The sequence below is a fragment of the Pseudomonas brassicacearum genome (assembly GCF_009601685.2).
Classification (GTDB): domain Bacteria; phylum Pseudomonadota; class Gammaproteobacteria; order Pseudomonadales; family Pseudomonadaceae; genus Aquipseudomonas; species Aquipseudomonas kilonensis_B.
Window position 1 is genome coordinate 3643483 of the sequence record NZ_CP045701.2, and the last position, 20468, is coordinate 3663950.

Below are 20468 nucleotides of genomic sequence, written 5' to 3' on the forward strand. Positions count from 1 at the left end.
TGAACTCTCCTATTGATGGACGGTTTCTGCTGAGTGGCTGTTTTTTGAATTGGAGGAAGTGGCGAGGGTTTCCACCACGATACTGGCTATCAGATCGCGCTGCCCTTCCACGAAGTAATGGTCCCCCGCACAGAACACCGACTTGAACGCATGAGTCGTATGCTCACGCCAGCCGGTGATGTGAACGCCCGTGGCGTAAGGGTCGATACGCCCTCCAATAGAGGTAATGGGGACCTCGAGACGGGGGCTGGTTTCGTACAGATAGGTATTATTTATTTCATAGTCAGCCTTGATGATGGGAAGCATCAAATCACGCATTTCAGCGTCATCGAACAGTGCTTGATTGTTGGCAAAATTCATTTCCTTGAGCATCGCAATGAGCTCGCCGTCATCGCTCACCGCGGGCTCACGATCCGACTCATAGTTGAACTGCAGTACATCGGAAGCGAATTGATGCTCGTTGTAAAAGTGCGGTGCCCGACTCCCTGCGAAAATCAAATGTGTCGGATGCAGGTTATGTACATTGACCAGGCGTTGAGCCACCTCGAATGCCTGTACACCGCCCAAGCACAGACCAAAGAATGCGAACGGCCGGTCTAGATAGGGGATCAGATCAGGTGTCAGTTTTGTCACCAGTTCTTCCATGCGGGTGTAAGATTTTTCCCTCAGTCGTGCATTACGACCGGGCAGTTGCAGTAAGCAAAGCTCGATATGATTGGGCAACCGGCCCGCCCAATCCTTGAATACCGCGGGCCCGCCGCCTGCATAGGGAAAGCAAAACAAGCGAAGCGTTGCTTCTGGTCTAGGGATTGGGATAACCACACAGTCCGATGTCTGCACTGCTTGCGGCTCAGGAGGGCTACTGCTTGCTCGCTCGGTTGGGTTGCATTGACGGACCGCCTCAAGCTGCTCAAGTACGAAGTCGTTGATGTCGCTGAGGGTGGCACCGACGATAAGCCTGTCCAGGGGAAAGTTAATACCGAGCTTTTTTAGGCTGTTGCGAAATTCAACGGTCATCAACGAATCAAAGCCCATCATTGTGAGCGACTTGTCCACTGGACTTGCGTCGGCATCGAGACTGCCTGCAACCCGGGCCGCAACAGACATCAACTTGCTCCGGATGAATGCCTGTCTTTGCTCGTCATCCAGCAACAACACAGCCTCGAGAAAGGGAACGGTGTCGCGCTCCACGATTGCTTTGTCTGCTGAGTGTTGCGCATCAATAAGCGATAGGTACGGCCAATCGCTGGATTGTAAATGCGCCTTATAGGGCGCCCAGTCGATCGGTGCTATACCGACGACACCTTGTGCACCCAGGTTGTCCCACAACTTTTGCAGGCCGACTTTCGCAGTAATGTAATTGATGCCTAACGTCGACAGACGCGTCTTGAACACCTTATCGACCCGACTGGCCATGCCCTCGGATGACCAAGGTCCCCACGCGATGCTTAAACCAGGTAATCCCGAACCAGCGCGGTTTTCCATGATGGCGTCCATCGCGCTATTGGCCGCAACATAGTTCGCCTGGCCCTTGAACCCCAGCGACGCGCTAATTGACGAGAAGCCTACGAAAAAGTCCAGCGACTGGGCGCGGGTGACATGGTCCAGCACCTGGGTGCCCTGCAGCTTCGGCGACAAGACATGCCTGAGAGAGGATGTGCTCAATTTCGAGAGGACAGCATCTTCAACAGTCCCCGCCAACTGCAGCACACCTCGTAGCGGCCATTGCAGAGCACCTATATACGACATCAGCGGCTCAACAGCCTCACGGGATGCGATATCCATAGTGAGATAGTCGATTTCCACGCCCTGGCGTCTAAACGTTTCCAGCACGGTCGAGCCAGTCGCTTCCAGTGATTTGCGTCCGACCACCGCCAAATGACGGGCCCCCTTTTCCACTAACCATGCAAGGACCTCGCGCCCTAGCCCACCCAGCCCACCGGCGACCAAATAGGTCGCATCCGGACTTAGCGCCATAGGCCTCGATTTAGCTGGCGACACCTCTATGAGTCGAGGCACATGAACGCTGGAATGACGAATAGCGAATTGATCTTCCTGCCCGTTTGCAAGAATCAATTGCGATGCCAGAAGCAGATCGGCACCGACATCCTCGATGCTCGGTGGCAAGTCTATGAAACCGCCCCAAACAGCCGGCTCTTCCTGCGCGATCACTTTGGACAGCCCCCAAAGTGTGGCCTGCGAAACGTTGATCGATGAAGCAGCGGAACTCACGTTTACCGCTGCACGCGTTACGATCCAAAGCCTGGCAGCCTCTGGTCTGGAGCTGGTCGTCAGCGCTTGCAACGTGGCCAACACGCTATAGAGACCGGCATTCAGGGCACCAAGGTCTTCATTATCCAAGGGATGGTTGTCTGCGGACCGTTGCTCGGTCCCACCGAGGTGAACAACGCCTCTGAGCGGGTTGCGCGCTGAAATGGGCAGTGTTCGAAACACCTCGTGGATATCCGAGGGGGAGTCGGACCTGATGTGCCAGGTATTGGCGCTGATCCGGCAGCAATCGGTCGCGAATATAGCGCGAACAAAGTGTTCGTCACGAATTGACAGGCCATTGCGGATACCCTGGACGAGTTCACTCGTCCCTCCAATGAACAGCCAGACCCCGGTGACGTTCTGATCGTCATGGGTTACTTGAGCTTTGATGGGGTGCTGCACCCAGTCCACGGCCGTCATCCACTGAGGCTTTGCCGAAACGCGAGGGCCTATCCAATGGGGCACCCGCTGAAATGGGTAGCTTGGCGTGTCTACGCGCGTCGCCGTCGCCCCCTCTAAAAGGACCTCCCAGTCAAGTTCAATCCCGGCCTCGAACAAGCGCCCCGCGCTTTCCAGCATTTGTTCGCGATCAGCGACCTTGCTGTTCAGACTCGTTATCCAGGTGGTCTGGTCGGCGTCATCAGGTTGCAGGCATGCCGCTCCAATCGTCGACAACACCGCCTTTGGCCCGATCTCCAGAAAAGTCCGGCCACCTATTTCGAATGCGCTCTGGATGCAGTCCATGAAGCGTACCGGCTGGCGAACATGGTCAAGCCAATGCTCCGACGTCATTAGGTGCTCTTTGGTTATCTCCCCGCTGACGTTGCTGATCAGTGGATAGCGGGGTGCCGACATTCTGGTGCGCCCCAGAACGCTGGCAAAGGGCTGGAGTATCGGTTCCATCAGTTCGGAATGAAACGCATGGGAGACATTCAGGCGCGTGTACTTGGTACCCAGAGTGTCGAGCACTGAGTAGAGTCTGCTCAACTCGCTCAGGGCGCCGGAAACCACTACGTTGCCAGGGGCGTTGACGGCTGCGATGCTCAGATCAATGGCATGCTGAGCCAGCAACTTGCGCACCTCGTCGTGGCTCAGCGAGACGGCGGACATTCCGCCATCCAAGGGGAGCGCCTGCATGAGGCGCCCACGCTCGGCGACCAGGGTCATACCGTCCTCAAGACTGAACACACCCGCCACACAAGCCGCCGAAAATTCACCGAGACTGTGCCCAAGCAAAATATCGGGGACAACGCCAACGTTCAGCCAAACCTGTGCAAGGGAATACTCCAACGCAAACAAGGCAGGTTGCGCATAGCGTGTCTGATCTATAAGCCCAGCTTCATCGCCTGGTGCAGGAAAAAGGATCGTGCGCAGGGATATTCCCATGCAGGTTTGCGCGATAGAATCGCAACGATCAATAGAGGTTCGAAACACCTCGTTATGCTGGTAGAGATCTTTGCCCATGTCTGGAAATTGAGCACCTTGCCCCGTGAACACGAAAACCAGCCCGGTCTCCTTGGCAGGGTCGACCCAGTGAATATCTTTGTCTTGCTGTTGGAGTTTTGTCAGAAGGGTTTCTGGCTGGCGGGCCGACACGGCGTATCGAAAAGGGAATTCTGCCCGTCCGGCACGGGCGCTGTAACAGATATCGCGCAGCGACGACACAGCCGGGCGTTCGAGCCATTCGCGGTACTGGTTGATGAGGTCCGCCAGGGCGTCACGATCCTTCGCGCAAAGAGCCAGAAGGTAGGGGCTGCCGGACTCAGTCAGCGAATGCGCCGATGTCAGGGGGGCCTCCTCAAGAACGACATGAGCATTCGTACCGCCCACCCCAAAGGAGCTGACGCCTGCGCGGCGGGGTGAATCGGTGGTCGGCCATGGGAGGGTTTTGGCGCTGATAAAGAACGGACTGCCGTCAAGATGGATGTCTTTATTGGCGCTCTTGAAGTGCAGCGTGGCGGGAATCGTCCGGTGCTTGAGCGCCAACACAGTCTTGATAAAACCCGCCACGCCAGCTGCTGCGATGAGATGACCGATGTTGGTTTTCACCGAACCCAATGCACAGGTGTTTGCCTTGGCACCGTGCTGTGTAAACACGTCCATCAGCGCTTTGAATTCTATCGGATCGCCTAATGGGGTGCCTGTACCATGAGTCTCTACAAAGTCGAGAGTCGCAGCGCTTACCTCCGCATTCTCAAGTGCCCGTTCAATGACTTGAGCTTGTCCTTGGGAGCTGGGGGCGGCAAAGCTGACTTTCTTGGAACCGTCGTTATTGATGGCCGATCCCTTAATTACAGCCTGAATGGGATCACCCGCTTCCAGTGCATCACTAAGCCTCTTGAGAGTGACCAGTGCGGCGCCACTTCCAAAGACCGTGCCCTGCGCCGCGCAATCGAACGCCCGACAATGTCCATCTGGCGATTGGATCATCCCCTCTTGGTAGACATAACCCTGGGCATGGGGCACCAGAACGGTCACGCCCCCGGCCAATGCAACATCGCACTCGCCCAGGAGTAAGCTTTGGCACGCCATATGAATCGAGACCAACGAAGTCGAGCATGCCGTCTGGATGTTTAGACCGGGACCACGCAACCCCAATTTATAAGCAATCCGTGTCGACAGGTAATCCTTATCGTTACCCAACAAATTCATGAAACCGGCGCTGCTGTCCAAAAAGCCGGTTTCGCAGACGTCCTCCTCCCCCATAACATTGGTGTGAAGGTAACCGTTGTTACCTGCGCCAGCGAACACGCCAATGTTCAACGCCTCACGGTCCTTGCTAAATCCCGCAGCGTCCAACGCCTCCCAGGCACACTCAAGTAACAGTCGGTGCTGGGGGTCGGTAATCGCTGCCTCGCGTGCTGACATTTCGAAAAAACCAGCATCGAACCGATCGACATTATTCAGACGCGCCGCCATGGCAACGTAGTCTTCCCGATTGGCCCGTTCAGCCGGAACACCCGCTTCCAGCAAGGAGCCCAGAGAAACAGGCTCAATGGACTCGTGACCCGCTGTTAAGTTTTCCCAGAATTGCTCGATGGAGTCGGCGCCCGGGAATCGGCAAGCCATGGAAATAACGGCAATCTCATTTCCGTGATATCTGATCTCGCTCATCCTGTTCTCTCCCAAATTGATGGTGACTTAGCCGCGCGGCGCCTATAGCTGCTTCTGGCGTTTACGAGCCGCTGATTTAATGGCTGCGTTCCTGCGGCTCATACTGGAAGAAGGGCCCAACTTCGAGGGCGAGGCGTCATCCAACCCCAGCTTTCTGCCAATCAAACGCGTTTGAGCGTCGATGCTGTTTTCTTCAAAAAGCTCAGTGACTTGAAGGTTCAAACCGAAGGCATCGTTCAACGTCCTGGTCAGGTTTACGATGAGCAGAGAGGAACCTCCCTGGGCAAAAAAACTTCGCATGGGATGTACCGAAGGGGTCATCAGGATGTCGGACCATATTCGCGTCAGGCGCTGTTTTACCGACAACGGTTGATCGTCTGCTTGTGATGGCCTGGGTTGGACGTGAGGCGCTAGCCGCTCGAGCGCTGCGACATCCAGCTTTCCGTTGAACGTGAGCGGGAAACGCTCCAGGAAAACAAAATGGGCGGGAATCATGTACGAGGGAACATGGGTTCGGAGGGAGTCTTTGAGTTTCTCAATGACATCTTGCCGGATAGCGAGGTCGTCGATTTCCCTGACAAAGGCTTGCTCAACCCGCGCGCTACCCACGGCAGGGCGAGGTTCGAAAGTGGGGTCCAAGCTGTTATGCGGCCCCACGAATACATCCATCGTTCCTGCGGGGAGACTATCGTTCCAGCGCACCCTGGCTTGACGATGGCGGCTGGAGGCCCAGCGGCGAAAGTATTCGGGGTCGTAAGCTTCGTCTGGGATGATTGAGGGAGCGTTTCGGGAAAGCTGCAGGTCCAGGCTGATTCTAGCGTTTGGAACACCTGTAAGCACAAACGCCGAAGGGGCGGATGCCAACCATTGACTCAGGTCTTGCTCGTATAGACGCTCATGTTGATACGAGTAGCGTGTAACCGGTTCTACGATTGTTCGGTCATCCGTGTCGAGCCTTATGATGACGTCGTAACGATAACGAGTCATTTCATCGCTACCTTGCCCTGCTCGCAACTCGGTCTCTACGTTGACGATTCGCTCAAGCGTGTAGGCCACTTGCTTGATTTGCAAAGGATCGAGCCACAACTCCCCTTCTCCGATCATGGGGAGTGCACGCTGCAACTTTTTGCGGGTACGACTCGCGGCAGCGGACAGGACGTGTTTCAGAGACTCGTAGGGAACATCTCCGATCACAATCACGCCACCGTCTTTGCACAACGTGCATGCTTTTTGAAGCACATCGACAAGGTAATCAATGCCTGGGAAGTACTGAATGACGGAGTTCAGAAGTACGACGTCGAAAGGTGCCTCACCCAGCGCATCAAGCTCATGAGCCGCCATTTTTACCAGCGCAAATGAGGCTGTATTGCTACCGGCCGCCTCCAGCCGTCGTCGCGCGGACTCAATCGCCGCTTCAGAAGCATCGCAGCCTACATAACGCCGAACGCCGCTTTCCAGCAGCGCGGCTCCAGTCATCCCGATACCGCAGCCTACATCCAGCACTGAATGGCCTGAGAAAGCCAGAACACGAGAAGCTGTCGCCTGCACCCATTCACGCAGATCGCTGTCCGGGATCAACTCGCCGGAGAAACTTGAGGTGTAACCACTTTCGGCACTGGCGATCTCATTTTTCTGCGCCGACAGATAAGCCGCTTCCCACACGTCGAGCCAGACCCCGGCATCGGCATCGCGCTGCTGCCCCAACACTTTATTATCCAGCACGACATAGGCTGCCAGCCTGTGGTCATCATGAGCGTGTTCCACAAGCGTGACGACCGATTGGCTGACGAGGCCGGACTTATAAAGGGCGGCCTCGACCTCGCCCGGCTCGATACGGTAACCGTTCAACTTCAGTTGGCGGTCTTTACGTCCGATGAAAACCAGGGAGTTATCGGGCTGGCGTCGAACCCGATCGCCGGTGTAGTAAGCCACTGAAGTGCTGCTCTTTGCTTCAGTTGTTTGAAATTTCTCCAGCGTCAGATCGTCCCGATTGAAATAACCGGCACTGACCCCAGGCCCTTCAATCACCAGTTCGGACTCTAAAGGGTCATTTGACGGACACAATCGATAGTGAGTGCCAGGCAACGGCTGGCCTATGGGGACACTTGTGGCAGAACCGGTAAAGTCGTCGGCCTGCAATCTGTGACAGAAAGACCAAATCGTTGTTTCTGTCGGTCCATAAAGGTTCCATGCCGCCCGCGCCGACTGAAAGATCTTCTTACCCAGATCGACGGGTAATGTTTCACCGCCACACAGCGCTCCGACGGCGCAGGTGCGGGGCCACCCTGCTGCTATCAGCAGTCTCCAGGTGGCTGGGGTGGCTTGAAGCAGCGCACGGTCACATTGATCAAGTAATTTCGCGATCGCCTGTCCGTCCCTGGCCTGTTGCTCACTGGCCAAGTACAGCGTTCCACCTTGAGCCAAGGGCAGAAAAAATTCCAGGATGGAAATATCAAAGCCGTAGGTCGTCGTGGAAACCAGCGCGCCCCATGCCGAAAAATTGATCACCTCATTGATCGCAGATAAAAAATAGGCAAGATTTTGCCGACGGACCATCACGCCCTTGGGGAGACCCGTTGAGCCTGAAGTGAACAGCATATAGGCAAGCGAAACATCATCGATAACGGGGTCAAAGGGCAGCGTCGAATCGCTCCAATCGACGTCCTCGATATTTAAAAAAGCGTCCACCGGCCATCGTAAAAGATCAACAGATTGAGGTTTAATCACGGCATCGAGGTTGGCGAGCGAGGCTATAAGCTCATTACGCTGTAATGGCGAATCCGGGGGGAGCGGAACAAAGATTGCCCCTATCGACAGTACCGCAGTCAGCGCGACGATCAGATCAGGCTCCCGGGGCAAGTAGATCCCAATCTTGCTCCCCAATCCAAAGCCTTCGCGGGCAAGGTGTTTGGCGAGTGCCTTTCTTCGGTTTGAAAGTTCAGCGTAGGTAATCGGCTGTCCTCGAGACATTATTGCTGTTTTCTCGGGGTGCTGATTCGCCCATGTATCGATTCTGGCAACAAGGTCCAGTGAAACGGGTGAGTAATTAACGGGGGGTATTGGCGGCTGCATCATTCCAAGAACTCCTTCTACCGTGATCGGTACATAGAATCTAAATGGGTTATGCATGCAGTACTAAATGACTACCTGATGCATTCAGCACAACAATATTAGTCATTCCTTAAAGCGATGAGCGGAAAATGGGTAAATTTCGATTATTTGTAACTTAGTAAAAATACGCCAACAAGAACAGTACCTATCCCAACCTTCTGCACCACCGTCGTTATCTCTCTGTAGATCACGATAGCTAGCAACACCGTTACACCGGAGTATACCGAACTGATAGGCGTCACTAACGATAGATCACCCACCTTGGAGGCGAATATATAAAACACCCAGCCTGCATTGACTAACAAAGAGTGCGCAAAGAAAATCCACCCGCGACGCTGAGTTACGTCGCCTTTTTCCAGCTTGCCGTTCCTGATCAGCGCCAATGAAGTAAAAAGAACAGCCTGAGTTAATGCCGAATAAAAGAAAGCATTCGTGACATCAAGTGTTTTTGCGGAAAAACCAAGAATAAAAAAGGCCACACCAAAGCCGGCCATGGCCAAGATAGCTTGGAGGAACCCTTGCGAGCCGCCACGCAGTGAGCGGAAGATATTGCCGGATGTCATGACAATACCAATAAAAATAATAGATACGGCAGTCCAGGCAGCCGGGGCCAACCTTTCTTGTAGAAAAATGATGGAGAAAAGGATAGTGACCAAGCTATAGGTAGAAGCAATCGGAGAAACCAAGGACAAGTTTCCGACCTCACACCCTCGCATGTAGAAATAATACCCTGATACGTAGGCGGCAGAGCTGCAGGTAATAATCAACACGGCACTGGTGTCGAACCTGAGCTGGTGTGACATGATCAAATATGCCCCCAAGAGGGAGGCCACAGCAAAGGTAAATATATTGCGAACCAGCATTGTTTTTGCGGTACCTAACTGGCGAATCATCAGACTTTGAATAAAGTCTGAAATCCCCCAGCACAACATAACCATCAGTCCGCCAAAAACTCCGCCATCCATACCGGAAAAACTCCATCTCCATTAGACTTGCTGCGTCAGCCAAGCCTTGTATTCATCGATTGCAGTTTCATCTCTTGAATAAAATGCCCATTTGCCAATTTTGTTCACACGCAAAAAGCCTGCTTGTTTCAATAGATCCAAGTGCCTGCTCACAGTTGGCTGGCTCATGCCGAGTTTTTCAGTAATCAACGTTACGCACACGCCGATCAACGCTGGATCACCGGTAACTTGATGAGAGAAGTGCGCACGAGGCTCCTTAAGCCATTGAAGGATTAAGATTCGAGGTTCACCCGCAAACGCTTTGGATTGCTCTATGTATTTATCGTGTGGCTTCATCCTATCCTCATATAGCTAAATGTCAATGCGTTTTTTTAGATTGATGTGAATCGTTCACGATTATCTTATAACTTTGCTTCTTCAGGCGAACCAAGGCATACGGAGACGAATGGAGAAGATCGGGGACTATCCATCAGCAAAGTGCCATCATGCCCTTCAGGCACTACAACGCCAAGGACTTATGATGCATGACGCCTAGATGGTTTGCATGAAAGGTGGGGGCATGGACGCTTAGCATGGCGTTGGCACCACACTCATCACCCATTAAATACTGTTCCTTTTTGACGGTGTCGGTTGCCGTCAAAAAGGAACGTATTTGCGAAACGGGACGCTAGGTCTTCTCTTTAGGCTCCGCCAGCGCCTCCAGCACCAAGGGGTGCAGGACAGCCTCTGGATGCATCTGTTGCCACCCCTGCAATTGCTGGCGCATGCCCGGCGTCCAGAAGCTCTTGATGTGCTGGCGCACGCCATTGACCGCCAATGTGTGATCCGGCTCGCTGGCGAAATACTGAGCGATCTGGTTGGCCATCTTGATCAAGCTATCAGAGCTCATCGACGCACCTCGGCCTTCTCGGCATGGCGACGTTCCCTGAGCAAGCGGCTTTGTTCATCACTGAACGCCTGGTAGCGCTTCTGCCATTCCGAAGGCTGGCTGACCCGCACGATCTCGACCGCCGTCACCTTGTATTCCGGGCAGTTGGTGGCCCAGTCGGAGTTGTCGGTGGTGATCACGTTGGCGCCCGATTCAGGGAAGTGGAACGTGGTGTAGACCACGCCCGGTGCCACCCGCTCGGTCACCTTCGCACGCAGCACTGTTTGCCCGGCACGACTGCCGATACCCACCCAGTCTTCGTCGACGATCCCGCGGTTCTCGGCGTCGGTTGGGTGAATCTCCAACCGGTCCTCCTCGTGCCAGGCCACGTTGTCGGTACGCCGGGTCTGGGCACCGACGTTGTACTGGCTGAGGATACGTCCGGTGGTCAGCAACAGTGGATAGCGGCTGTTGACCTTCTCATCGGTGGGCACGTAGCCGGTGAGCATGAAGCGCCCTTTGCCGCGGACGAACTGATCGATGTGCATGGTCGGCGTGCCGTCCGGTGCGGCATCGTTGCAAGGCCATTGCAGGCTGCCGTGACGATCCAGTTCGGCGTAGCTGACGCGGGTGAAAGTCGGCGTCAGGCGGGCGATTTCATCCATGATTTGCGAAGGATGGTTGTAGTGCATCTTGTAGCCCAAGGCGTCGGCCAGGGCGATGGTGGCTTCCCAATCGGCCTTGCCGGCCAGTGGGTCCATCACCTTTCGAACGCGGGAGATGCGGCGTTCGGCGTTGGTGAAGGTGCCGTCCTTCTCAAGGAACGAGCTGCCCGGCAGGAACACGTGGGCGAACTTGGCCGTCTCGTTGAGGAAGATGTCCTGGACGATCACACATTCCAACGCGGACAACGCGGCCGTCACATGCTGGGTGTTGGGGTCGCTCTGGGCGATGTCCTCGCCTTGGCAGTAAAGCGCCTTGAAGGTGCCGTCCAGGGCCGCCTCGAACATGTTCGGAATGCGCAGGCCCGGGTCGGGTTGCAGAGTGACGTTCCAGGCCTGTTCGAACTGGGCGCGTACGGTTTCGTTGGAAATGTGCCGATAACCCGGCAGCTCGTGGGGGAACGAGCCCATGTCGCAGGAGCCCTGGACGTTGTTCTGTCCACGCAGCGGGTTCACGCCGACACCTTCGCGACCGATGTTGCCGGTGGCCATGGCCAGGTTGGCGATGCCCATCACCGAGGTGCTGCCTTGGCTGTGCTCGGTGACGCCAAGGCCGTAGTAGATGGCCGCGTTGCCGCCGGTGGCGTAGAGCCGTGCAGCGGCGCGGATCTGCTCGGCAGGCACGCCACACACCGGGCCCAGGACCTCAGGGGAGTTTTCCGGCTGGCTGACGAAATCGCGCCAGCGAGCGAAGTCCGCCGCCTCGCAGCGTGCCTCGACAAAAGGCTGGTCAATCAAGCCTTCGGTGGCAATCACATGGCCCAAGGCATTGAGCATTGCCACGTTGGTGCCCGGACGCAGTTGCAAGTGCAGCTCGGCACGGGCGTGAGGCGAATCCACCAGGTCAATGCGCCGTGGGTCGATGACAATCAGCCGTGCGCCCTGACGCAGGCGGCGCTTGAGCTGTGAGCCGAACACCGGGTGCGCGTCAGTCGGGTTGGCGCCCATCACCAGGATGACGTCGGCCTTCATCACCGAGTCGAAATTCTGGGTGCCGGCGGACTCGCCCAAGGTCTGCTTGAGGCCGTAACCGGTAGGCGAATGGCAGACGCGGGCACAGGTGTCGACGTTGTTGTTGCCGAACGCGGTGCGCACCAGTTTTTGCACCAGGTAGGTTTCTTCGTTGGTGCAGCGGCTGGAGGTGATGCCCCCGATGGAGTCGCGCCCGTACTTGAGCTGGATCCGGCGCAATTCGCTGGCGGCATAGGTGACCGCCTCGTCCCAACTGACTTCCTGCCACGGGTCGTTGATGTGCTTGCGAATCATCGGCTTGGTGATGCGGTCCGGGTGCGTGGCGTAGCCCCAGGCGAAGCGCCCCTTGACACAGGAGTGACCGTGGTTGGCCTGGCCGTTCTTGTCCGGGACCATGCGCACCAGTTGTTCGCCTTTCATCTCGGCGCGGAACGAGCAACCCACGCCGCAGTAGGCGCAAGTGGTGATGACGCTGCGCTCCGGCTGGCCGATCTCCACGACGCTCTTGTCGATCAGGGTCGCCGTCGGGCACGCCTGCACGCAGGCGCCGCAGGACACGCATTCGGAGTCGAGGAAGTTGTCACCGCCGGCTGCCGCCACTCGAGAGTCAAAACCACGTCCGGTGATCGTCAGGGCGAAGGTGCCCTGGATTTCCTCGCAGGCACGCACGCAGCGGTTGCAGACGATGCACTTGCTCGGGTCGTACTCGAAATAGGGGTTGGAAACGTCCTTGGCTTCATCCAGGTGATTGGCGCCGTCGTAGCCGTAGCGCACTTCGCGCAGGCCCACCTGCCCCGCCACCGTCTGCAATTCGCAGTTGCCGTTGGCTGCGCACGTCAGGCAGTCCAGCGGGTGGTCGGAGATGTACAGCTCCATCACGTTGCGTCTCAAATCGGCGAGTTTGGAGGTCTGGGTGCGCACCACCATGCCCTCGGTCACCGGTGTGGTGCAGGAGGCCGGATAACCGCGCATGCCGTCGATCTCCACCAGGCACATGCGGCAGGAGCCGAACGCCTCCAGGCTGTCGGTGGCGCAGAGTTTGGGAATGGTGGTGCCGAGCAAGGCCGCGGCACGCATGACCGAGGTGCCGGAGGCGACGCTGATTTCGCGCCCGTCGATGGTCAGGCTGACCTGCACGTCGCTTTCGCGCGCCGGGGTGCCCAGGTCGATATCACTGCTGGGGTCGAAGATAGTGATCATTGGTCGGCCTCCGTGGTCGCCAGACCGAAGTCGGCGGGGAAATGCTTGAGGGCGCTGGCGACAGGGTAGGACGTCATCCCACCGAGGGCACAGAGCGAACCGTATTGCAGGGTATCGCACAGATCCTGCAACAGCAGGGCCTGTTCCTGACGAGCAGCGGTTTCGGTGCTGGCGATCAAGCGATCCACCACTTCCACCCCACGGGTGGAGCCGATCCGGCACGGCGTGCACTTGCCACAGGATTCCTCGGCGCAGAACTGCAAGGCGAAGCGGGCCATCTGGGCCATGTCCAGGCTGTCGTCGGCAACCACCACGCCACCGTGGCCAAGCATCGCGCCCATGGCGGCGAACGCTTCGTAGTCCAGCGGTGTATCGAATTGCGAAGGCGGCACCCAAGCCCCCAACGGCCCGCCCACTTGCGCGGCCTTCAGGGGACGACCGCTGGCGGTACCGCCGCCGTAGCCTTCCACCAGTTCACGCAGGCTCAGGCCGAAGGCGCGCTCCACCAAGCCACCCTGACGGACGTTGCCGGCCAGTTGGAACGGCATCGTGCCCAGGGAACGGCCCATGCCGAAGTCGCGATAGAACTGCGCGCCCTTCTCAAGGATGATCGGCACCGAGGCCAGGGTCACCACGTTGTGCACCAGCGTCGGCAGCCCGAACAGGCCTTGAATCGCCGGCAGTGGCGGTTTGGCGCGAACCGTGCCGCGCTTGCCCTCGAGGGATTCCAGCAGTGCGGTTTCTTCGCCACAGATATAGGCGCCGGCGCCGACACGAACCTCAATGTCGAAGGCGCAGCCGCTAGCGCTCACGTTCGCCCCCAGATAGCCGGCGTCGCGAGCGATGCGCAGCGCTTCGTTCAGCGTACTGATGGCGGCCGGGTATTCCGAACGCACGTAGATGTAGCCCATCGTCGCGCCTACGGCGATGCTGGCAATGATCATGCCTTCAATGAGCAGGAAAGGGTCGCCCTCCATCAGCATGCGGTCGGCGAAGGTGCCGGAGTCGCCTTCATCGGCGTTACACACCACATACTTCTGTGCACCCACGGCATCGCGCACCGTGCGCCACTTGATGCCCGCCGGGAATGCCGCACCGCCCCGACCGCGCAGGCCGGAATCCAGCACGCTGGCGACCACATCTGCGCCATCCATCTGGATGGACCGGGCCAGGCCCAGGAATCCGCCCCGGGCACGGTAGTCGTCCAGGGACAGCGGTTGCGTGATGCCGGCGCGCGCGAACAGCAGGCGCTGCTGGCTCTTGAGATAGGGAATCTCCTCCACCGGCCCCAGTGCCAGCGGATGGCTGCCAGGATCGCCTGCCAGCGCATCCAGCAGGCTCGGCACGTCGGCCGGTGTGACGGGGCCAAACCCCAGACGGACGCCGGCGCTTTCGAGCTCTACCAGCGGTTCCAACCAATAGAGGCCACGGGAACTGGTGCGCAACACCGTCAACGGCAGTTGTCGACGCTCAGCCTCATGGGCCAACGCATCGGCCACCTTGTCCGCGCCCACGGCACGGGCCACAGAATCGCGGGGGATACAGAGCGTCAGCATGCGCCCTCCTCCATGCAATCATTGACCAACTGACGCAGACGCTCGGGCGTGATCCGCGCATGCAGCTCCCCGTCCAGCTCCAAGGCCGGCGAGCAGACGCAGGCACCCAGGCAATAGACCGGCCGCAGGCTGATGCTCCCATCGGCGCTGGTGCCGTGATCGTCCAGCGCCAGTTGCTCGCGCAGCTGCGCAGCCAGGGCTTCGGCGCCCATGCTCTTGCAGGACTCGGCCCGGCACAAGCGCAGGGTATGGCGCGCCGGCGGTGTGGTGCGGAAATCGTGGTAGAAACTGATGACCCCGCGCACTTCAGCCTGGCTGAGGTTCAGGGCGTGGGCGATCTCCGGGACGGCGCTGTCGGGGACATACCCGCAGCCTGCCTGGATGGCATGGAGAATTGGCAGCAAGGCACCGGGGGTGTCCTTTTCGCGCGCAAGCACGCTATGGATCAAAGGCAGGTGAAGCGTCTCATCGGGCATAAACGTACCTCGGCATCTCGAACGCCACCGCCGCATAGCGGCAGCCGTCCGGAGTCTTGGCTGCGGCGGCCGGCCCACGTCACGGTCGCGTGGCACATCCGATCGCCATTCTCGCTCTCCGGCCAGTGTCTTAGATGCACTTGGTCCGGGGCATCCTCACAGCTTGCCACTCCCGGGGGTTGGCGATTGCACATGGGCGACGAAACGTGTTCTGAAAGCGACTTGGGGTAAATAAGTCGCAAAAACAGGAAAGCCGATTTGATCGATAGGTTCGTGCAAACAAACATATCTGACAAACCGGCGCAATTGGACTGCGTCAGAGAGACGCTTGGAGCGCGGCACTCATTGCCGTCAACCGAGTAGTCAAGACCGATTTCGCCCCGGCAGCATCCGGGCCAGGGTATTGTCACCCACCCAGTAATGATGGAACAGACCGGCCGCCGCATGCAGGCCGATCAGCCAGTAGCCGCCGCTGCCGAGCAACTCGTGCCAGTACTTGAGTTGTTTGGCCAAATCGGGATCCACCGCCACGGGGGCCGGCAAGAAGAACCCGAAGTACGGCACCGGCTTGCCTCCGGCGGCCAGCATCAGCCAGGCCAGCACCGGTGTCGCGATCATCAGGCCATACAAGGCGGCATGCATCAGGTGGGAAGCCCCCGTCTGCCAGGCCGGTGGCGCGGGTGTAACCGGCGGGCGCGGTGTCAAGCGCCCGAACAAGCGGACCCAAACCAGTGCAAAAATGCTCACCCCGAAGAGCCCGTGCAACCCCAGTAACAGGCTTCGCCCGGTGCTGCCACGGGGCAACAAACCCTTGATCTCAATGCAGGCATACACACCGACGAACAGCGCCAGCATCAACCAGTGCAGGGTCATCGACAGTTTTCCATAACGGTTTACGGCAATATCGCGGGTCATAACGCGCCTCGTGAAGGTCTGACGGACTGCCGACTCGTTCGCCAGCCCCGATTCGGTCGATGGGAACCGATGCTGCCAACTTGCAGGTGAAGTCTTAAGGCAGTCTGAAGACCGACATTTCAAGAAGCTCTAAGAACCAAATATTTGTTTTTCCCTGTTATTGATAACACAAGCGTCTTAACTGCCCTCGCAAACTGATAGTTCTGACAGGTCAAAAGTCCAACCAACAAGCGCATAAACATCATGACAGGCAGCGAAGGACGTCCTTCAACTTCTTTCACGGACCGCATCGAGCCCCTTGACCATGAATATTCTTCGCGCCGAGACCAGATGACCTACTCCTCGACAATACATGCCGCGACCCCCGTCTTGTCGGTGATCGAACCGCGGGGACTGCCGGTACGCACAGTGCAGTATCACCGTCGTCTCGATAACGATCCTGTCGCCCCTCGCGTCAATCGCCAGGCCTATGACACGCTGGGTCGTTTGATAGCGCATTGGGACCCGCGCCTATGGGCGTTGATGGAGGGAGGATCGGCGGCACCAGCGAATCAGACATCGATCCATAGCCTGTGCGGTCAAGTATTGGCTGACACCAATGTCGACGCGGGCTTGCGCGTGAGCTTGTTGGGCGACGCGGGCCAAATATTGCACCGCTGGGACAGCCGGGGCACTGAAACACGTATCGAATACGACCGTTCATTACGCCCGGTGGCGGTCTTCGAGCAAGGCCAGGGGGAGCTTGAGCGCTGCGTGGAACGCCTGACTTACGGGGAACCCGAGGTCCATGCACATAATCTCTGTGGCCTGCTGACACGCCATGATGATCCGGCTGGCAGCCAGCAGGTGCATGAGGCAGGTTTGAAGGGCGGTATCCTGCTGCAGTCTCGACGTTTTTTGCTACAGGAAACGCTGCCGGACTGGCCGCTAGAACCATCCCTGCGCGATGCAATGTTAGAACCTGCGCCCGAGCGCGCGATTACACAGTACCACTACGATGCGCTGGGTAATGTCCTGACCCAGACCGATGCCAGGGGCCATCGCCAGCGCTTCACCTATTGCGTAGCTGGGCATTTGCGTCGCGTTTGGCTGCAACTGGCTGGCCAAACCGAACAGGTAGTGTTGTCGATGATCGGGTACAACGCCTTCGCTCAAGTCGAGACGGAAGTCGCCGGCAACGGTGTCGTCAGCACAGCCGACTATTGTCCCCTCAGCGGCCGACTCAAGCGCCTGTTTGTGCGCAGGGATAACGGCACGCAGTTGCTAGATCTGCGATACGACCACGATCCGATGGGCAATATTCTCAGTATTCGCGATGAGGCGCTGCCCGTTCGGTATTTTAATAACCAACGCATCGAACCGCTAAGCACCTATCGCTACGACACGCTCTATCAATTGATTGAGGCCACCGGCAGAGAAATCGCCATCGGGCGACAAGGGCCCGCCTTGCCGGAGCTACAACCCGCACCTCTTGATCCCAATCAGCTAAGTCAATTTACTCAGACGTATTGCTATGACGCAGGGAATAACCTGACGACATTGCGGCATGTCGGCGCCCACTCCTACACCAGGGAAATGCAGGTGGACGGCCTGAGCAACCGCAGCGTGCCAAAAGAGATCGACCTGGCCTCGGCGTTTGATGCCAACGGCAATCTGCAGCATTTGCAGCCCGGACAAGTGCTGAACTGGGACCTGCGTAACCAGTTGCAGCGCGTTACTCCGGTAGAACGATTAGACGCGGCCAATGATGACGAGGTGTATATCTATGACGGTAACCACCAACGGGTCAGAAAGATTCACCGCAGCCAAGCCCGGACGGTCGCGCATCGGGCCGAGGTGCGTTATTTGCCCGGCCTGGAGTTACGTACCGATACGAAGAATGGCGAAAGCTTGCAGGTGATCAGCATGTCCTTCGGCCTCGGCGGAGTTCGAATGCTGCATTGGGACGCCGGGCTGCCGGATGGTTTGAGCAATGATCAGTTGCGCTACAGCGTGAGCGACCACCTGGGTAGCAGCAACATTGAACTGGACCATCAGTCGCGACTGCTCAGCCAGGAAGGCTACTACCCGTATGGAGGCACGGCTTGGTGGGCAGGGCGTGACGCCATCGAGGCAACGTACAAGACCCTGCGTTATTCAGGTAAGGAGCGTGATGCCACCGGCTTGTATTACTACGGCTTCCGTTATTACGCGCCGTGGCTCAGTCGATGGATCAATCCGGATCCGGCGGGCGGCATCGATGGTTTGAACCGGTTCAGGATGGCCAGGAACAATCCGATCACCTTAATCGACCAAGACGGATTTCAACCCATCTATCCAGTCTTAAGTGCTTTTCTAGGCGATATTTTTGATGATCCTGGCTATGCCCGTAAGGGTAGCTACCTGCTGGCGCCAGGCGCGTCGGCTGATCATGCCCCCATCGCAATATGGGATGACCGAATATATGTGGGCACGGCCGAACGACACATGGGAATTCGCCCAGATGACGAGAAAGGTTTCCCTCACTTTGTGGGTGAAATAACAGGACAGCAGATCACCAATGCTTCTGGGCATTACATACCCCCTGCTGGGCTGGGGCACCTTATCCCGGATGGGTACACCTACGTTGAACAATACGCAGGCAGTAGTGCCTCCCCTATCCGCCTGACCATGTTCTCTTCGCCTCAGAATTACGTGGACAAGGTGACGGAATTTAGGCAGCACAATGATAAATTGGACAGAGCCAAGGGAGTAATGAGCTTCCTGAAGGAACACCACCTTTATGACGCTGCTAGCCGCGTCGCCCACACGCAAGGAAACCTGCGTGTCACCCAGCTTTTTCGAGACAGCGGGATAGAAATTGAAGACAGCGTCGGAGAAACCCTTAGCAACCTTCACGACCAAATTGCTCCCCTTGAAAGAGCGATACTCTGGGGCGCAAAGTCCAAACAAAACGAAGCTAAATTAGCAACGATAATGAGCCACATAAAAACCATAGACAACATCATAAAGAAGGACAGTACGATCTCAAGCCAGCCTTATTCCTTCATTAAAGCAGATGTTGAATCGCCCCCATCAACGCCGCGACGGGCTGTGGGCGGCTCTGCAAGTCAGATCAGCCGAGCGCAAGCGTCCCCGCCCAGACAAGCCAGCGTCTTTTCCCGGATTAGAAAGGCGATGAGGCGTTAAGCGGCGAAACGCTCTGTCGAGCAAAGGCTGCCAGGCATGCTCGAGCGCCGCGTGAAGCCCATTGCCAAAGTCAGGAAAAATCCTGAGAAAACGGAAAGCTGATACCATCCGGAAATTGACATGCTGAGCAGAACGAAATGAATCGCCGCAAGAAAATAAACCAGTTATTGAAGGCGAACGCCAAAAAAGCCAGTGCCAAGCTGGCCCCCAAAAACAAGCCTCAATACATCAGCAAAGCCGACCGACTGAAACTGGCGGCTGAAGCCAGTGACGCGCCCATCACGCCCCCGGAAAGCTGATCCACGACGTTTGAGCTCCATCCTCAGACCGTTTTGCACGTTAGCCAGGCGCCCCAGAAAAGACTGCTGAAGAACCGGGTAGCACGGCCGAACCCTGCATCATTCAACAGTTTTTGAACCGCTGCTTCGGAATGTGGAGGGTCGGCGCCTTGAAGAATTTTCCCAAGCTTGACCGTCACTTCTTCCGGGCTGGCGCCATGCTGTCGCCACCGTTGCCCCCAGGCCGCGAGGAGTAATGGCTGGCTGGCATACGCATATTGGTTTCCAGCGACAATCAGCGGCGCTCCCGGCTTCAGATGTGCCTGGATGGACCGCAATATTTTCAACTTGGCTTCATCCCCATCGAGATGATGGAGTACACCGATCAAGGTAGCGGCATCGTACGACCCGTTTGCTACCAGGTCTTCAACATGCCCAAGGTGCATGGCGGTTCTTTCAAGCAAGTTGTTTGCAGCTAACTGCTGCTCCGCGGCCTCCAGCATCGGCCCGGACGGATCGACGGCAGTGAAACGCCAACCCGGCTCCAGCTTGGCCATGGCAATGATCTCCTGCGCCGTACCGCCGGCGCCCACCACCAGTACTTTCGCCGAGCCCGCGTTTCCAAGGGTCGCCGCCAGCATGCACGCCGTCAGATCCTGGCAGGCGTCGTACCCGGCGAGCGCAATGCGGCTCTGCCGGCCGTACTCGTTGGCCCGTGAAGTATCAAATTTTTCCGCTGAATTAAACGAGGATGATTTCAAAGCGCAGTTCTCCGTGTCCGGAAACCAAGCTACGCCTCGCTTAAGGATAATAAAAATTCATTAATTTTATGCGTAGCATTCCCACAAGGAA

Annotated in this window: 12 protein-coding genes; 2 read left to right on the forward strand and 10 right to left on the reverse strand. The window is 57.3% G+C overall.

Translation table 11 applies throughout. From position 1 onward, the window contains the following. Positions 1-9: 9 nt before the first annotated feature. The 9 genes from GFU70_RS15300 to GFU70_RS15340 form a co-directional block, all read right to left on the reverse strand. Positions 10-5385: a type I polyketide synthase gene (locus tag GFU70_RS15300; protein ID WP_153388356.1), complete on the reverse strand. Its 5376-nt coding sequence runs from the start codon at positions 5383-5385 to the stop codon at positions 10-12. Positions 5386-5427: 42 nt separating this feature from the next. Continuing rightward, positions 5428-8460: an AMP-binding protein gene (locus GFU70_RS15305; protein WP_193034248.1), complete on the reverse strand. Its 3033-nt coding sequence runs from the start codon at positions 8458-8460 to the stop codon at positions 5428-5430. A gap of 140 nt (positions 8461-8600) precedes the next feature. Next, positions 8601-9461 (reverse strand): DMT family transporter, encoded by an 861-nt coding sequence (locus tag GFU70_RS15310; RefSeq protein WP_058542719.1) that lies wholly within the window; start codon positions 9459-9461, stop codon positions 8601-8603. 21 nt (positions 9462-9482) lie between these two features. Then, a complete protein-coding gene (locus GFU70_RS15315; RefSeq protein WP_058542720.1) occupies positions 9483-9797 on the reverse strand; it encodes an ArsR/SmtB family transcription factor in 315 nt (104 codons plus the stop codon). 331 nt (positions 9798-10128) lie between these two features. Continuing rightward, complete coding sequence (locus tag GFU70_RS15320; protein WP_058542721.1) at positions 10129-10350, reverse strand: formate dehydrogenase subunit delta; 222 nt, start codon at positions 10348-10350, stop codon at positions 10129-10131. Then, positions 10347-13223, reverse strand: coding sequence for a formate dehydrogenase subunit alpha (gene fdhF / locus GFU70_RS15325; RefSeq protein WP_058542722.1), 2877 nt, complete (start codon positions 13221-13223; stop codon positions 10347-10349). Before fdhF ends, GFU70_RS15320 begins: the two co-directional genes overlap by 4 nt. Then, a complete protein-coding gene (locus GFU70_RS15330) occupies positions 13220-14779 on the reverse strand; it encodes a formate dehydrogenase beta subunit (protein ID WP_153388358.1) in 1560 nt (519 codons plus the stop codon). The genes fdhF and GFU70_RS15330 overlap by 4 nt, the downstream gene beginning before the upstream one ends. Beyond that, positions 14773-15255 (reverse strand): formate dehydrogenase subunit gamma, encoded by a 483-nt coding sequence (locus tag GFU70_RS15335; RefSeq protein WP_064106920.1) that lies wholly within the window; start codon positions 15253-15255, stop codon positions 14773-14775. The genes GFU70_RS15330 and GFU70_RS15335 overlap by 7 nt, the downstream gene beginning before the upstream one ends. Positions 15256-15618: 363 nt before the next feature. Then, positions 15619-16170, reverse strand: coding sequence for a cytochrome b (locus GFU70_RS15340; RefSeq protein WP_058542972.1), 552 nt, complete (start codon positions 16168-16170; stop codon positions 15619-15621). A 243-nt stretch (positions 16171-16413) separates the two neighbouring features. Between GFU70_RS15340 and GFU70_RS15345 the strand changes: the two genes are divergently transcribed. Beyond that, a complete protein-coding gene (locus tag GFU70_RS15345) occupies positions 16414-19338 on the forward strand; it encodes an RHS repeat-associated core domain-containing protein (protein ID WP_153388359.1) in 2925 nt (974 codons plus the stop codon). 137 nt (positions 19339-19475) lie between these two features. Continuing rightward, entirely contained in the window at positions 19476-19637 is a 162-nt protein-coding gene (locus GFU70_RS15350) for a DUF2986 domain-containing protein (RefSeq protein WP_064503197.1), read from the forward strand. A 23-nt stretch (positions 19638-19660) separates the two neighbouring features. Here the strand turns inward: GFU70_RS15350 and GFU70_RS15355 are convergent, their stop codons facing one another. Next, positions 19661-20377, reverse strand: a complete 717-nt coding sequence (locus GFU70_RS15355) for a class I SAM-dependent methyltransferase (protein WP_058542974.1) — start codon at positions 20375-20377, stop codon at positions 19661-19663. Positions 20378-20468: the final 91 nt, after the last annotated feature.

Bases quoted from the DNA above. Each gene is read 5' to 3' on its own strand.
- GFU70_RS15305 (WP_193034248.1), bottom strand. From the start codon at position 8,460: ATGATGCAGCCGCCAATACCCCCCGTTAATTACTCACCCGTTTCACTG.
- GFU70_RS15315 (WP_058542720.1), bottom strand. From the start codon at position 9,797: ATGAAGCCACACGATAAATACATAGAGCAATCCAAAGCGTTTGCGGGT.
- GFU70_RS15350 (WP_064503197.1), top strand. From the start codon at position 19,476: ATGAATCGCCGCAAGAAAATAAACCAGTTATTGAAGGCGAACGCCAAA.
- GFU70_RS15340 (WP_058542972.1), bottom strand. From the start codon at position 16,170: ATGACCCGCGATATTGCCGTAAACCGTTATGGAAAACTGTCGATGACC.
- GFU70_RS15335 (WP_064106920.1), bottom strand. From the start codon at position 15,255: ATGCCCGATGAGACGCTTCACCTGCCTTTGATCCATAGCGTGCTTGCG.
- GFU70_RS15345 (WP_153388359.1), top strand. From the start codon at position 16,414: ATGACAGGCAGCGAAGGACGTCCTTCAACTTCTTTCACGGACCGCATC.
- fdhF (WP_058542722.1), bottom strand. From the start codon at position 13,223: ATGATCACTATCTTCGACCCCAGCAGTGATATCGACCTGGGCACCCCG.
- GFU70_RS15300 (WP_153388356.1), bottom strand. From the start codon at position 5,385: ATGAGCGAGATCAGATATCACGGAAATGAGATTGCCGTTATTTCCATG.
- GFU70_RS15320 (WP_058542721.1), bottom strand. From the start codon at position 10,350: ATGAGCTCTGATAGCTTGATCAAGATGGCCAACCAGATCGCTCAGTAT.
- GFU70_RS15310 (WP_058542719.1), bottom strand. From the start codon at position 9,461: ATGGATGGCGGAGTTTTTGGCGGACTGATGGTTATGTTGTGCTGGGGG.
- GFU70_RS15330 (WP_153388358.1), bottom strand. From the start codon at position 14,779: ATGCTGACGCTCTGTATCCCCCGCGATTCTGTGGCCCGTGCCGTGGGC.